Source organism: Kribbella sp. NPDC055110 (assembly GCF_053607525.1).
Window position 1 is genome coordinate 72,722 of sequence record NZ_JBSGTS010000004.1, and the last position, 13,713, is coordinate 86,434.

13 protein-coding genes and 2 pseudogenes are annotated in these 13,713 nt (G+C 69.3%); 4 read left to right on the forward strand and 11 right to left on the reverse strand.

The features are described 5' to 3' along the window. Positions 1-555: 555 nt before the first annotated feature. The 4 genes and pseudogenes from ACWF0M_RS08160 to ACWF0M_RS08175 form a co-directional block, all read right to left on the reverse strand. Complete coding sequence (locus tag ACWF0M_RS08160) at positions 556-1,665, reverse strand: DUF222 domain-containing protein (protein WP_452235212.1); 1,110 nt, start codon at positions 1,663-1,665, stop codon at positions 556-558. Between the two features lies 1 nt (position 1,666). Continuing rightward, a pseudogene (locus tag ACWF0M_RS08165) lies at positions 1,667-1,921 on the reverse strand (hypothetical protein); the annotation flags it as partial. Between the two features lie 122 nt (positions 1,922-2,043). Beyond that, positions 2,044-2,871, reverse strand: a pseudogene (locus ACWF0M_RS08170) (DUF222 domain-containing protein); the annotation flags it as partial. 110 nt (positions 2,872-2,981) lie between these two features. After that, positions 2,982-3,974 (reverse strand): winged helix-turn-helix domain-containing protein, encoded by a 993-nt coding sequence (locus ACWF0M_RS08175; protein ID WP_452234914.1) that lies wholly within the window; start codon positions 3,972-3,974, stop codon positions 2,982-2,984. A 98-nt stretch (positions 3,975-4,072) separates the two neighbouring features. Between ACWF0M_RS08175 and ACWF0M_RS08180 the strand changes: the two genes are divergently transcribed. Beyond that, positions 4,073-4,990, forward strand: a complete 918-nt coding sequence (locus tag ACWF0M_RS08180) for a superoxide dismutase (protein WP_452234915.1) — start codon at positions 4,073-4,075, stop codon at positions 4,988-4,990. Between the two features lie 8 nt (positions 4,991-4,998). Here ACWF0M_RS08180 and ACWF0M_RS08185 read toward each other — a convergent pair whose 3' ends face one another. From ACWF0M_RS08185 to ACWF0M_RS08200, 4 genes are all read right to left on the reverse strand, one after another. Beyond that, on the reverse strand, positions 4,999-5,415 hold the full coding sequence (locus ACWF0M_RS08185; RefSeq protein WP_452234916.1) for a MarR family winged helix-turn-helix transcriptional regulator: 417 nt from the start codon (positions 5,413-5,415) through the stop codon (positions 4,999-5,001). Positions 5,416-5,507: 92 nt separating this feature from the next. Further along, complete coding sequence (locus ACWF0M_RS08190; RefSeq protein ID WP_452234917.1) at positions 5,508-6,824, reverse strand: diguanylate cyclase; 1,317 nt, start codon at positions 6,822-6,824, stop codon at positions 5,508-5,510. Positions 6,825-6,986: 162 nt separating this feature from the next. Continuing rightward, positions 6,987-8,225 (reverse strand): MFS transporter, encoded by a 1,239-nt coding sequence (locus ACWF0M_RS08195; RefSeq protein ID WP_452234918.1) that lies wholly within the window; start codon positions 8,223-8,225, stop codon positions 6,987-6,989. Positions 8,226-8,286: 61 nt separating this feature from the next. After that, the gene (locus ACWF0M_RS08200; RefSeq protein ID WP_452234919.1) at positions 8,287-8,727 is read right to left on the reverse strand and encodes a hypothetical protein; all 441 of its coding nucleotides are present in this window, start codon (positions 8,725-8,727) and stop codon (positions 8,287-8,289) included. 147 nt (positions 8,728-8,874) lie between these two features. Between ACWF0M_RS08200 and glnII the strand changes: the two genes are divergently transcribed. Next, on the forward strand, positions 8,875-9,894 hold the full coding sequence (glnII, locus tag ACWF0M_RS08205; protein ID WP_452234920.1) for a glutamine synthetase: 1,020 nt from the start codon (positions 8,875-8,877) through the stop codon (positions 9,892-9,894). Positions 9,895-9,952: 58 nt separating this feature from the next. After that, complete coding sequence (locus tag ACWF0M_RS08210) at positions 9,953-10,447, forward strand: hypothetical protein (RefSeq protein WP_452234921.1); 495 nt, start codon at positions 9,953-9,955, stop codon at positions 10,445-10,447. A 44-nt stretch (positions 10,448-10,491) separates the two neighbouring features. On the opposite strand, the gene acs is transcribed toward ACWF0M_RS08210, so the two are convergent. Continuing rightward, positions 10,492-12,426 carry an acetate--CoA ligase gene (gene acs / locus ACWF0M_RS08215; RefSeq protein ID WP_452235213.1) on the reverse strand — a complete coding sequence of 645 codons (1,935 nt, stop codon included), beginning with the start codon at positions 12,424-12,426 and terminating at the stop codon, positions 10,492-10,494. Positions 12,427-12,676: 250 nt separating this feature from the next. Between acs and ACWF0M_RS08220 the strand changes: the two genes are divergently transcribed. Then, complete coding sequence (locus ACWF0M_RS08220) at positions 12,677-12,817, forward strand: hypothetical protein (protein WP_452234922.1); 141 nt, start codon at positions 12,677-12,679, stop codon at positions 12,815-12,817. Between the two features lie 8 nt (positions 12,818-12,825). Here ACWF0M_RS08220 and ACWF0M_RS08225 read toward each other — a convergent pair whose 3' ends face one another. Further along, a complete protein-coding gene (locus ACWF0M_RS08225) occupies positions 12,826-13,266 on the reverse strand; it encodes a MarR family winged helix-turn-helix transcriptional regulator (protein ID WP_452234923.1) in 441 nt (146 codons plus the stop codon). 50 nt (positions 13,267-13,316) lie between these two features. Next, positions 13,317-13,661: a winged helix-turn-helix transcriptional regulator gene (locus ACWF0M_RS08230; protein ID WP_452234924.1), complete on the reverse strand. Its 345-nt coding sequence runs from the start codon at positions 13,659-13,661 to the stop codon at positions 13,317-13,319. Positions 13,662-13,713 lie beyond the last annotated feature (52 nt).

A 13,713-nucleotide genomic window follows, 5' to 3' on the forward strand; every position in this document is an offset into this window, starting at 1 on the left:
GTGAAGTCATCGCCTCCGGTGATCCCGCACAACCGCTGAAGCGCAAGCGATCGCCCTGCACAGTTCTGTCGGACGTCCGCCCGACCACGGCCCCAAGCGACATCCGCCTACCCAATCACCGTAGGAACCCATCACCGCAGGAACCCATCACCGCAGGCACCCAGCGCGTAGCCCCGCGACCGCGTTTGCCGGATGGCGGTGCGGCAACGACGCCCGCGCGAACCGGGAGGGATTTGGCCCCGTCGGAGAGTAAAACCCTCCGTGGTTTCGGCAGCTCCCCCTGGAATCTGGGGACTGGGGAGGTCTGCCGGCCTTTTCAGGTGCGTGGCGCTCCCCAATCCGGCGTCCCGACCGTGGACGGGACATACGCCGCTCTCCTGCCGCACTAACGGCCCACGGGCACACTCTCCCCGGTCCCGATCCCGTCGAGCCGCTCGCGCCCGGTTCTAGAGCCTCCCCCCTCGCGACTCGCGTTCACCAAGCCCGAAGCACGGCGAGTCCCGGAGGCACGCGCCGGTGCTACCAGCCTGCCCGAGGATGCTGCAGCCGGTGGGATCAGATCGTGGCGAAGGACGGTGGGCCGGTGCCGGAGTCGTTCGTGGCGCCCTCACCCCACACCGCGAACCGGGCTGCTTCCGCACGCGTCGATTCGTCGCAGTGCCAGCGGCTTGGTTTCACATCCGGTGCGCTGGCCGACTGCGCGAGCTCCGGCGGTTCCGCTGCAGGCACGTCTGTCTCACCCCACGGATCGACTGCTGGGGCAGAGGCTTCGGGCCTTGAGCTACCGGCACAGGTGAGTCCCCCGTCCGGCGGCTCCGGCGCAGGCCCGACTGCCTCGTCCCACGGATCCACTGCGGGGATTGAGGTTTTGGGCCTTGAGCTCCCGGCGCGCGTGGGTCCGCCGTCGCCTGGGGCTGGGGGCGTGGGGTGCTCGCCCGGCGGCTGGTGTGCCCGGGATGCGGTGTCCGGCGGCTGTGGTGCGGGCGCGGGTGTCTCATCCCAGGGATCGGCTGCGGGGGTTGAGGTTTGGGCCCTGGAGCTCGCGGCGCGCGTGAGTCCGCCATCCGCCGGCGCGGGGCGGGTGGGGTGCTCGCCCCGCGGCTGGTGTGCCCGGGATGCGGTGTCCGGTGGGGCTGGGGGCGTGGGGTGCTCGCCCGGGGGCTGGTGTGCCGGGGGTGTGTTGTCTGGTGGTGTGTGGCGGCGGCGGGGTGGTGGGTCGGCCCAGGCGGGTGTGGCGACGTGGACTTGGCCGTTGGTGATGGTGATGGTCCAGTGGCCGTGGTGCAGGTCGCGGTGGTGGCGGCGGCAGATGAGGACGAGGTTGTTGATCTTGGTGTCGCCGCCGTCGATCCAGGAGATCAGGTGGTGGGCGTCGCACAGGATCGGCGGGGCTCCGCACACGACGCAGCCGCGGTCGCGGGTGTTCAGGGCGCGGCGCATCGCGCGGGTGACCAGGCGTTCGGCGCGGCCGACGTCGAGTGGTTCGGAGTTGGAGCCGAGCACGATCGGGATCACCTTCGCATCACACGCGAGCCGGCGGATGGTGGCCGCGGACAGGCCGTTGCCGTAGACGGTCTGCCCGATCGCGTCCGCAGTCATCGCTTTGAGGTCCTGCAGATCGATCGTGACGGTGATGTTCGCCTTCGCCCCGAACCCCGGCACCACATCACCACCCAACCCACCACCCGCACCAACTCCAGCACCCGAAGCAGCACCTGAGCCAGCAGCCGTACCCGAACCGTCGCGCTGGCTGGCGGCTGCCCCGCCCCCGGCTGCACCTACGACCCCGACGGCACCGTCCGAGCCGGCATCCGGGCCAGCATCCGAGCCGGCCGCCGCGTCTGCCGTAGAACCAGCCGCCGTGGAACCAGCCGCCGTGGAAGCAGGCTCCGTGGAACCGGGCTCCGTGGAACCGGGCTCCGTGGAACCGGGCTCCGTGGAACCGGGCTCCGTGGAGCCAGCTCCTGTCGAACCAGCCCCCGCCGACCCGGCGTGGGTGGGGCTGGTTTGGGGTGTGGGTTGTGTGGTGGGGCGGGGGATGGTGGGGGAGGGGGTGCCGGCGTCGAGGGCGGTGGCGGCGAGGGTCAGGGTGGTGGTGAGGGCGTCGGCTTGGCGTTTTTCTCGGGTGCGGGGGTCGGGGGCGCCGTCGAGGGTTTTGTGGGGGCGGGCGCCGGCGGTGATCAGGGTCTGGAGGAGTTCGGCGTTTTCGTTGGCGAGGTAGCCCTTGAACTTGACGCCTCGGTCGGCGGACTGGAGGGTGAGGGTTTCGCGGGCGGCGGCCTGGTGTTCTTCGGGTTCGGGGCCGTCGGTGTCGAGGATGTTGCGGGCCTGTTCGGCGGCCTTGCGCAGCTCGCCCGGGCACAGGTGGCGGGCGAGGCGGACCAGTTCCTGTTCGGCGACCTCGACGTCGGCCACCGGCACCGACGGCGGGAGCTTCTCCAGTTCGGACACGATCGCCTCGGCCTGCGCCGGCCGCAACAGCACCTCCGGCAGCACCTCCCCGGCCGTCCCGTCCGGCCCGTCGGCCCCGCCCTCTGCGTCCTCTCCGTCCTCCGCATCCTCCCTCTCCTCCCTGTCCTCCCCGTGCTCAACCGTGGGGTCGATGGTGGGGAGGGCGGCGGCGAGGGCGGGGTACTTGGGCAGGGCGCGGGCGAGTTGGACCAGGCGGCGGGCGCGGTAGGCGTCGAGACGGTAGCGGCGCTGCAGGTACTGGATCATGTCGCGGGCGCCGGCGTCTTCGGCGTACCCGGACTTGTCCATGGCCGCGACGATCCGCAGCCGGCGGGTCTCGACGCGGGCCAGGTCGGTGTCGGCCCGGTCGAGAGCGTGCGCCAGTTCGGCGTCGCTCATCAACTCAGGCGGCCTGTCCATGCAGCAAAGCCTAGACACCCCCACCGACACTTTTCAAAGCCAGATCCCCTTATTTTCAAGGGAATCTGTTATCCACAACCCCAGCACCCTGTGGATATTGCCAACGGCAACTAATTGTCCCGGCTCGACGCCCGGCGACTGTCGCCAGGCCATGTGGTTGCCCCGGTCAACAAGTTTTGGGCGGTGGGAGTCAGGGCGTGGAGGGCGGTGCCTTGGGTTCGGTGGGTGGTGATGAGGGCGGCGGCTCTTAGGACTCTGGTGTGGTCTGAGGTGGAGGCTAGGGAGATGCCTACTCGGCGGGCCAGTTGGGTTGTGGTGGCGGGGTGGGTCAGGGAACGGAGTACGGCGGCTCGTGTGCGGCCCAGGAGGTCTGCCAGGGCGTCGGTGGCGGCATCGTCCGGGTCGGTCAGGTCGGCGCAGGGGTAGACGAGGACGGGGCGGCGGTCGGGGGCGTCCATCGCCAGGCAGTTGGAGACCAGCGGGGACGGGTAGAGCTCGAGCCCGCGGCCGTTCAGGTGGATGTCCGAGGTCCGGTCGGCGAAGTACGTCAGTACTGGGGTCGCCCATTCGACATCGGGATGTAGCGACGACAGCAGCGCATCGATCCCGCCGTGCAGGACCGCGCGCGACCGGATCCCGAGGTCAGCGCCGTACCGCCGATGTAACTCCCCCGACGAAGGCGCCAGTACCTCCTGATGGAAGTCCCGGACCGCGCCGCCAAGCGCACGACGCGACCCGGCGCGACCGTCCAGCAAGCCGCGCATGTACCGGTCGATCTCCGGCGGCAACCACGGCTCCAACTCGTCCCGGATGACGGAGGCCGGCGTCTCCATCAACGTCTCGACGGCCGGCTCCAGACCAGGCCCGACCAAGTCCGGGGTCAGGAAGTCCGGGAACAATCCGCCCGGCGAGATCAGCTTGAACAGCGGACGCATCGACCCCCGCACGCGCGGTGCCGCAGTACGTCGCCAGCGCCGGGCGACCGGCGACATCGAGCGGTCGCCGAGCGCGCGGGAAGCGAGCGCGGCCTCCCACAGCGGATGGGGCTCGGCGGGGAACGTGACCCGGCCGAGGTCCGCCGCGGTGAAGTGGACGCGGATCATCTCTCGATTGTGACGGCCGCGAGGTCACCCGCACAGACCTCTTCGGTTCAGGCCGAATCCGGTCGCGACGCGCCGCCGTACGCTCCCACCCTGGCTCGATGAAGCGTCTCGCAGTCCTCACCGTCCTGGTCCTCGCCGCGGTCACCCCGTCGGCCACCGCGCAGGCCGGCGTCGTCCACCGACCAACGCAGTACGTCGTCTCGACGACCCCCGGCGAGAACCTCGAAGGGATCGCGGTGACGCCCGGCGGCACGATGTACGTCACGAGCGTCGTCACCGGCGCGGTGTACCGCGGCAACACGTCCACGTCCCGCCTCAGCCTGTTCCTGCCCGCCGGCAGCGACGGGCGTACCGCGGCCACCGGCATCCACCTGGACCGCTGGGGCCGGGTCCTCGTCGCCGGTGCGAGTACGTCGAAACTCTTCCTGTACGACGCCCGCGGCCGGCTCCTCGCCGTACGGAAAGCGTCGGACGGCTCGTTCCTCAACGACTTCACGATCGCGGGCGACGCCGTCTACGTGACCGACTCGGCGCACAACCAGATCTGGCGGGCGCCGCTCACCCGCGACGGTCTCGGCGAGCTCGAACCGTGGATCACCCGCGATCGGATCCAGCCGACGCCGTACTTCCTGAACGGCATCGTCACCGACGGACGCGTCCTCCTGGTCGGCGAGCAGGGCCAGGACGTCACGTACCGGATCGACCTTCGCACCCGCCAAGTCACGGTCCTCGACGTCCCGAACGGCATCCTGTCCGGCGACGGGTACCTGCTCGAAGGACGCCGGTTGTACGCCGTCTACAACGCCGGCGGCGGGAAGTACGTCACCCGCCTCGCGATCCTGAACGACGATCTCACCGCGGCAACTCTCGTCGCCGACTCGGGCCCTGGCGCGGCCGGTGGGACGCCGACGACGATCGCCCGCGACCGCGGCCGGCTGCTGTGGGTGAACAGCCAGCTGGACATCGCACCCGGTACGCCGCCGTACACCGTGACCGTCGTACCGGGGCTGCGCTAAAGACCGCGCTAAAGACCGTCCGTGACGCGCGAAAGCACCGCGCCCGCCTGCAGGACCAGCGTCCGGTCGGCGTCGTCGAGGCGACTGAGGAGGTTGGCGAGCTCCTCGGCGGCCTGTCGGCCGGACGCTTCGACCGTCTCGGCGCCGGCGTCGGTGAGCACGACGACAGTCGCCCGGCCGTCGACGGGGTCCGGTTCGCGCCGGACCAAGCCGGCCTCCTCCAGCCCGGCGACCGTCGTGGTCGCGGTGGGTTGCGAACACGGGACCCGGGCGGCGATTTCGCCGATCCGGATCGGTTGCTCGTCGGCGATCAGCATCAGCGCCAGGAACTGCGTCGGGTGCAGGAGCGTGGTGGTCCTGGACCGGCGCAGATGTCTGACGATTCGGTGCATGCTGACCAGCAGCTGCAATGCCTCCTGCGCCATCCAGATCACCTCCGTCGGGAAGCGCAATCCTGGCACAGGCACCCAAACATCGCCTACCACTCCGATCCCCGGGACCGGACCGGGACACCGGGTCAGGAAGCCGGCAGCTCGCCGTTGCCCGGTGCGGCGACGACGCGATTCCGCCCGGCGTCCTTGGCCTGGTACATCGCCAGATCGGCGGCCATCTGGAGTTCGTCGAGACTGGCGCCGGACTCCGGGTACGTCGCGGCGCCGATCGAGCACGTGATCGGTCCGCAAAGCACCGGCCCGTTGGGGGCGGCAACGGTGACCGCCAGACCCGCGACCCGGCGCCGGATCCGCTCGGCGGCCAGCGCGGTATCGGCCGCGGAGGTCTGCGGTAGCAGGATGGCGAACTCTTCACCGCCGAGCCGTCCGACGAGGTCGTTGTCGCGGACCTCGTGGCGCAGTTCGGCGGCGACCGCTTTCAGGGCCTCGTCACCGGCGAGGTGACCATAGGTGTCGTTGATGGCCTTGAAGTGGTCAAGATCGAGATAGAGCACGCCGAGTCGGGAGTTCGTGCGTTCGGCGCCGGCGAATTCGCGGCGCGCAATCTCGTGCCAGAAGGCCGCGTTGGCCAGGCCGGTCTTGGGATCGGTACGCGACGCCGTCTGGAACTGCTCGACCAGCAGCGCGCGGTGCAGACCGAGGATGGTCAGCAGCAGGACCGCGACGGCCCACGGTTGGCTGAGCAGCAACGCAGCGGTCGCGACGCCCAGCCCGAGAGAACCGGCAACGATCAACTGGTCCGACAGACGCCCGAGCGCGTTGCGGCCTGGAGAGTCGGGGTTGGCCATCATGATCGCGCCCGCGACGAGGGCGTAGTTCACGAACCAGTACGCCAGGCCCGCGGCGACGACGGCCACGAGTCCCAGCGGGCCGGACGGGTAGCCCGGGTAGACACCAGGACGGATCGCCGCCAGGACGACAGCACCTGCGGCACCGGCCAGCACGAGAGTTGTCGCGGTGAAGACCGATCGGTACGGCGAAACCCGTCGTACCCGGAGCCAGGAATGGACGTACGTGCTGAAGATCAGCGCTGCGGCCAGCGGCGGAGGCAGGATCAGGACGCCGGCGAAGGTCCACATCCCTTTGAGATTGACGTACGGGATGCCTTCGGCGCCGACCTTGCGCAGCCGCTCGATGTCGCGCGCGGCCTCGAGATGGATCGCCGAACCGGCACCGAGGACCAGCAGCCGGATCCAGTCACCGGTCGTGACCGAGACAAGGTCGAACGTCGACGCGACGATCACCACGGTGATGAGTTCGACCGCGAGGACGTAGCCCAGAATGCTCCGGGGCTGCGACCACAGGGCCCACCTCGCCGGGTTCCAGGACGCGTCTTGACGTCGGCGTTGGCGACGCCGCGCCAGCCGATGCCGGATACTCATGAAAAAGACCCCCGCCTCACAGTCGGTCCTTGTCACAGAGTAGCCGTGATGTGCACGCAATGTCATGGCTTCGCTCATATTGCCTCGCTGCGCTTACCCCCACATGCGCCCAGATTCCGCGAGAGGAGGCCGCCACCATGCAGAACAACGACTGGTGACCCGTCACGCAGGTTGCCGCGTGGCGCCGACGTACCCGTACGCCGCGCCCGCCGCGACCAGTACGCCGAGAATTCCCGCGGCCGCCACGACCGAGGACGGTGCCCACCGATCCGCAGCGGCTCCGGCGACCAGCACCCCGATTCCCTGGGACACGATCAGCGCAGTGCGCGCCAGGCCGAACGCCTGGCCGCGCTGTGCGTCCGGGACGTTCAGCACGAACGCCGCACTCGCGGCCAACTGGTACGACGCACACAACCCCGACACGAACCACAACGCGACGGTCACCCACAGCCCCGGCTCCGCGATACAGCCGATCAGCGGCGCACAGGACCCGATCGCGAGCGGACCCATCAGCGTGAGCCGCCGCGCCGGAGCGGCTCGCGTCAGCAGGAGCATCCCGACCATCTGCCCCGCCGGGTTGGCGGCGAGCAGGATCCCGACAGCGGCTGGACCGCCTCCGACCACTGCGGCGTACGGCGCTGCAAGTCCTTCGATGCTCACGTAGAAACCGGCGACACAGGCCAGCGCGACCAGGTACCGCAGTCGCCGATCGTTCCAGACGAGCCGAGCGCCGGCCGACAGCGAAGGCCACCATCCCGGGCGCGCATCGGTCGACCCGGGCAACGGGCGCTCACGCACTCCGAGCTTCAGCAGCACCGCTGACAAGGCGAAGGTGACGGCGTCGGCGAGCAGCGCGTTCCCGGCGCCGAACGCTGCGACCAGGGTGCCGCCGGTCACGAAGCCGGCCAGTTGGGAGGCCTGCGCGGTGATGTTCGACACCGAGCTGGCCAGCACGTACTTGTCGCCGGTCAGGATCGACGGCAGCAGGGCGGCTCTGGCGGATTGGAAGGGGGACGCGAGCAACTGCACCGCGACGAGCAGCACGCACAGGATCCACAGCGAGGCGCCGGGGATTGCCATCGCGGCGACCAGCACCGCGCGGGCGATGTCGCAGCCGATCATGAGCCGGCGGCGCGGATAGCGGTCGGCCAGCCCGGAAAGCAGCGGGCCGCCGACGATGTCGGGCAGGAAGGTCAGCGCGTAGGTGACCGCGGACAGCCCGGCCGATCCGGTCCGGTCGAAGACGAGCACCGCGAGCGCGACTCGGGCCAACTGGTCCCCGATCACCGACCCGAGCTGCGCCAGCCACAGCCAGCGGAACTCGGTCACACCGAACACCTCGCCGTACGTGGCGGGTTGATCAGCTGGATCTGCGGACGACGGATGTGCTGGGCGGGTCACCAGGTCAAAATACCCACGATCCGCAACCGAGCGCGCACGCTACGGTGCGCCGCCTGGTTCTTCACAGGTGTACGGCGATGACGCCGAGGGCGAAGGCCGTTCCCGCGAGCGCGAGCATTGTCGTCGCGAGCGTGATGAGACGCGCCTGCAGTTTCGGCAGCTCGGCCGTGGTCGCGAACACGCGCTGCGGCCAGTGCCGCCAGGAGACGTACCAGAAGATCGCGGTGGCGATCAGCAGCAGGAAACCTTTGACGGCGTGGATCCACCAGTGCTCGTGGTTGATCGCGAGCAGCGCGCCACCGGTGAGCGCGATCGCCGCGATCAGCCCGATCACCTTCCATCGGTTGCCCGAGGCAATCACCGCGGTCAGCGTCTCGCGGCCGTCCTGGTCCGTCCCGAAGTACTTCTTCACCTTCGGCTGCACCACGAACAACGAGTACGCCATCCCACCCACCCAGGCAGCGGCGAGGCCGGCATGGATGATCGCCACAAGCACAGTCATCCCCCGACCCTAGAGCCATCGGGGTTGTCTACGTCACGTTCCCGTTAACACGGCCGTCACATCGAATCAACAGGACCGAAATTGCTGGTTGACACTGTCGAACCAGGCTGGTCGCCCGATGCGTCGGCTGTGAGGAAAGGACCGACGGTGAGCTACAAAGCCGAGTACATCTGGATCGACGGGACCGAGCCGAGCGCACGGCTGCGTTCGAAGACGAAGATCCTGGCCGACGGCGCCGCGTTGCCGGACTGGGGTTTCGACGGTTCGAGCACCAACCAGGCGCCGGGTGACAACTCCGACTGCGTGCTCAAGCCGGTCTTCTCCTGCCCGGACCCGATCCGCGGCGGGGACCACAAGCTGGTGTTGTGCGAGGTCTACCTCGTGGACGGCACCCCGCACCCGACGAACAACCGGGCCAAGCTTCTTCCGGTCGCCGAGGCGTACGCCGAGCAGGAGTCCTGGTTCGGCATCGAGCAGGAGTACACCTTCTTCCAGGAGGGCCGTCCGCTCGGCTTCCCGGCCGTCGGCTTCCCCGCACCGCAAGGCCCGTACTACTGCGGCGTCGGCGCCGACGAGGTCTTCGGCCGGGAGATCGTCGAGAAGCACCTGGACGCGTGTCTCGAGGCGGGCCTGGCGATCTCCGGCATCAACGCCGAGGTCATGCCCGGCCAGTGGGAGTTCCAGATCGGCCCGGCGGGTCCGGTCGAGGCGTCCGACCACCTGTGGATGGCCCGCTGGCTGCTGTACCGCATCGCCGAGGAGTACGACGTGGCCGCGACGCTGGACGCCAAGCCCGCCAAGGGTGACTGGAACGGCGCCGGCGCCCACACGAACTTCTCGACCAAGGCGATGCGTGAGGGGTACGACGCGATCATCACCGCCTGCGAGTCGCTCGGTGCGCCGGGCAAGGTCGACGAGCACATCGCGGGCTACGGGCACGGCATCGAGGAGCGTCTGACCGGCGCGCACGAGACTGCCCCGCACGACGTCTACAGCTACGGCGTGTCCGACCGCGGCGCCTCGGTGCGGATCCCCTGGCAGGTCGAGGTCGACAAGAAGGGTTACATCGAGGACCGGCGTCCGAACGCCAACATCGATCCGTACGACGTGACGCGCCTGCTGGTGAACACCTGCTGCTCCGCGCTGGAGAAGGCCGGCCAGGTCTGACATCCACGCCCCGACAACAGCCCCCGAGGTAACCCGGGGGCTGTTGTAGCGTCGCGCCATGGACGTCCAGGTGCTGCATCGGAGTGGGCAGTGGTGTCCCGGGCGTCAACGTGGAGAGGTTGTCGCGTACGACGTACAGATCCTGCCCCGGTATCAGGTCGCCGGTCGCCCGACCGTCGACCGTAGTTTTCTGCTCCTCGGCGAGGGGATTCAGCTGACGAAGCCGGCTGTTTTCGAGGGGCCGGTCGAGGGGTGGTGGTACGTCGACCTGGTGGAGATCGAGCGCACCGATACCGGGCTCGTCGTGCACGACCTGTACGTCGACTTCCTGATTCCGCCCGCGATGGATCGGTACCAGATCCTGGACCTGGACGAACTCGGCGACGCCCTGACCGCGGGCACGCTCACGACCGCGCAGTGCGCCGACGTACTGACGTCGACCCAGCGGTTCGTCGACCGCTACCTGCGGCGCGCGGAGGAAGGGCCCAACGGTCCGGCCGCCGAGTTCCCGCCGCCCGATGTCACCGCCCTGGAACGACTCCCAGCCTTCTGAAACAGAACAGGCCCCCGGACGAACCGGGGGCCTGTTACGGGAGATCAGTCCTCGTCGGACTTGCCGGCGGCCAGGTTGGTCTTGATCAGGTCCATGACCGTGGAGTCGGCGAGGGTGGTGACGTCGCCGACCTCGCGGTTCTCGGCCACGTCGCGGAGCAGGCGGCGCATGATCTTGCCGGAGCGGGTCTTCGGCAGCTCCGACACGACCATGATCTGGCGCGGCTTCGCGATCGGGCCGATCTCCTTCGCGACGTGGTTGCGCAGCTCCTGCACCACGTCCGGTCCGCCGTCGCCGGCCTCCGAGCGGAGGATCACGAACGCGGCGATCGCCTGGCCCGTCGTCGGGTCGGACGCGCCGACCACGGCGGCCTCCGCGACCTTCGGGTGCGAGACCAGCGCGGACTCGATCTCGGTCGTCGACAACCGGTGACCGGACACGTTCATCACGTCGTCGACCCGGCCGAGCAGCCACAGATCGCCGTCCTCGTCCTTCTTCGCACCGTCACCGGCGAAGTACACGCCCGGCCAGCGCGACCAGTACGTGTCGACGAACCGCTCGTCGTCGCCCCACAGCGTCCGGAGCATCGCCGGCCACGGCTTCGTGATGACGAGATAACCGCCGGAGCCGTCCGGCACCGACTTCCCGGCGTCGTCGACGACGTCGACGCTGACACCTGGGATCGCCTTCATCGCGGCGCCCGGCTTACCGGACGTCACACCCGGCAGCGGCGAGATCATGTGCATCCCGGTCTCGGTCTGCCACCAGGTGTCGACGACCGGCGCGTTGTTGCCGCCGATGTGCTCGCGGTACCAGACATACGCCTCCGGGTTGATCGGCTCGCCGACCGACCCGATCACCCGCAGCGTCGACAGGTCGAACTTGGCCGGGATGTCGGCGCCCCACTTCATGAACGTCCGGATCGCCGTCGGCGCGCAGTACAGGATCGAGACCTTGTACTTCTGGACGATCTCCCACCAGCGGCCCTGGTGCGGCGTGTCCGGCGTGCCTTCGTACAGCACGGACGTGGTCGCGTTCGCGAGGGCGCCGTACACGATGTAGCTGTGGCCGGTGACCCAGCCGATGTCGGCAGCGGTCCAGTAGACGTCGGTGTCCGGCTTGAGGTCGAACACCCCCCATTGCGTGTACGACGTACCGACGAGGTAGCCGCCCGTGGTGTGCAGGATGCCCTTCGGCTTGCCCGTGCTGCCGGACGTGTACATCACGTAGAGCGGGTGCTCGGCGTCGAACGCCTCCGGAGTGTGCTCGGTCGACTGCTTGCCGACGAAGTCCTCCCACCACAGGTCGCGGCCGTCGACCATCGCAGTCTCCTGGCCGGTGCGCTTCACCACGACCACGTTGCGCACGTCCGGGCAGTCGACCAGCGCGGCGTCGACGGCCGGCTTCAGCGCGGCCGCGGCGCCCCGGCGGTAGCCGCCGTCGGAGGTGATGACGACGCGGGCGTCGCAGTCCAGGATCCGGCCCTTGAGCGCGTCCGAGGAGAAGCCGCCGAAGACGACCGTGTGCGGGGCGCCGATCCGGGCGCAGGCGAGCATCGCGACCACGGTCTCGGGAATCATCGGCATGTAGATGGCGACGATCTCGCCGGGCTTGACGTTCAGCTCGAGCATCGCGTTCGCGGCCTTGCTGACCTCGTCCTTGAGCTGCGCGTAGGTGATCTCGCGGGTGTCGCCGGGCTCGCCCTCGAAGTAGTACGCGACCTTGTCGCCGAGGCCGTTCTCCACGTGCCGGTCGACACAGTTGTACGCCGCGTTCAGCTTGCCGTCGGCGTACCACTTCGCGAACGGCGGGTTGCTCCAGTCCAGCGTCTCGGTCGGCTCGACGGCCCACGTGATCCGCTTGGCCTGCTCGGCCCAGAACCCCTCGAAGTCGGCCGCGGCCCGGTCGTAGGCGTCGGCCTTGAGGTTCGCGTTCGCCGCGAGCTCGGCGGGCGGGTCGAACCGGCGCTCCTCGTGCATCAGGTTCGACAGTGCGTCGGACTGGGATGGCTCTGCATTCGTCACGTCGACGACTCCTCATCGCTGGCTTCGGCGCTGGAGCGCCCGGTTACCTTTCTACCAACGCCGACCCCGCCACGGGAACCGGCGTATCGCCCAGCCGCTCCGAATCTGCGCCGAACAGCCCCCGTCGGAGGACGGGCGGCCGCGGAATTCCGGCGTACGGCGGAACCGAACGGGCGGACCGTGCATCGGACAGTACGTGAACCCGATGCAGCCGCTGGACCAGACGCCGCCCCTCGCCGCCGCGGAACGTCCGAAGATCTCGCGGGCCGCGCGCCGCCGGGTGCACGCCCGGGAGCTGCGCGTCCGCCGGACGCAGAAGGCGGCCCGAGCCCAGCTTCCGCTCTGAGCCAGGTCCTACTCCTGGTGGTAGGCGAGCAGTTTGCCGAGGATCGTGGTCAGCCGCGTACGGTCGGTGGCCGACAGCGGCGCGAAGATCTCCTCCTGCGCCTTGCCGACCAGGTTCGTCAGCTTCCGGTACTGGCGCTTGCCGGCCGTGGTGATCGTGATGACGTTCCGCCGCCCGTCGGACGGGTCCGCGCTGCGCTCGACGTACCCCTCGGCCTCCAGCTCGTTGAGCGCGGCAACCACATCGCTGCGGTCGATCGAGCTGCGCCGCCCGAGGGCCGCCTGACTCGCCGGACCGAACTCCACCAGCGTCGCGAGCAGCCGGAAGTGGTACGCCCGCGCACCTCCGGCGGCGAACGACTCGGTGACGATTCGGTGCGCCTGGGCCGCGCTCTGGGTCAGCAACCAGCTCGGCAATTCGGTCAGGGCGGTCGGGGTCTGCTCATCCACCCGCGCAGTCTAGGTCGTCAACGGTTCGCAACCACCGACGTTGGCGCGACCTACGATTCTTTGGCGTCTAGGAGTTCGTCCCAGTGATCCTCGGCCCAGGCACACATCAGCCGCAACGGTCCGAGCAGGCTCCGGCCGAGGTCGGTCAGCTCGTAGGTGACCCGTCTGGCGCTTTCCGTCCGGTTGACGAACCCGTCCCGCTCGAGCGAGCGCAGCGACTGGGTCAGCACCTTCGGACTGATCCGGGCGAGCGGGACCCGCAGCTCGGAGTACCGGCGCGGACCGTCCTCCAGGCAGCGCAGCACCAGGCCCGCCCATTTGTCGGTGCCGATCCGGAACGGGAGCAGCGTCGACGGGCAGATCTCCTCGAACATGTCCGCTCGCAACGCCGCCATACCCACCAAGGTATCCAATCGGTAACCACCCTCCCTCCTACAGTCGCCGTAC

Coding starts and splice junctions, on each gene's coding strand:
- ACWF0M_RS08175 (WP_452234914.1), bottom strand. CDS start 3,974: ATGATCCGCGTCCACTTCACCGCGGCGGACCTCGGCCGGGTCACGTTC.
- ACWF0M_RS08180 (WP_452234915.1), top strand. CDS start 4,073: ATGAAGCGTCTCGCAGTCCTCACCGTCCTGGTCCTCGCCGCGGTCACC.
- ACWF0M_RS08185 (WP_452234916.1), bottom strand. CDS start 5,415: ATGGCGCAGGAGGCATTGCAGCTGCTGGTCAGCATGCACCGAATCGTC.
- ACWF0M_RS08190 (WP_452234917.1), bottom strand. CDS start 6,824: ATGAGTATCCGGCATCGGCTGGCGCGGCGTCGCCAACGCCGACGTCAA.
- ACWF0M_RS08200 (WP_452234919.1), bottom strand. CDS start 8,727: ATGACTGTGCTTGTGGCGATCATCCATGCCGGCCTCGCCGCTGCCTGG.
- ACWF0M_RS08210 (WP_452234921.1), top strand. CDS start 9,953: ATGGACGTCCAGGTGCTGCATCGGAGTGGGCAGTGGTGTCCCGGGCGT.
- acs (WP_452235213.1), bottom strand. CDS start 12,426: ATGCACGAGGAGCGCCGGTTCGACCCGCCCGCCGAGCTCGCGGCGAAC.
- ACWF0M_RS08220 (WP_452234922.1), top strand. CDS start 12,677: ATGCAGCCGCTGGACCAGACGCCGCCCCTCGCCGCCGCGGAACGTCCG.
- ACWF0M_RS08230 (WP_452234924.1), bottom strand. CDS start 13,661: ATGGCGGCGTTGCGAGCGGACATGTTCGAGGAGATCTGCCCGTCGACG.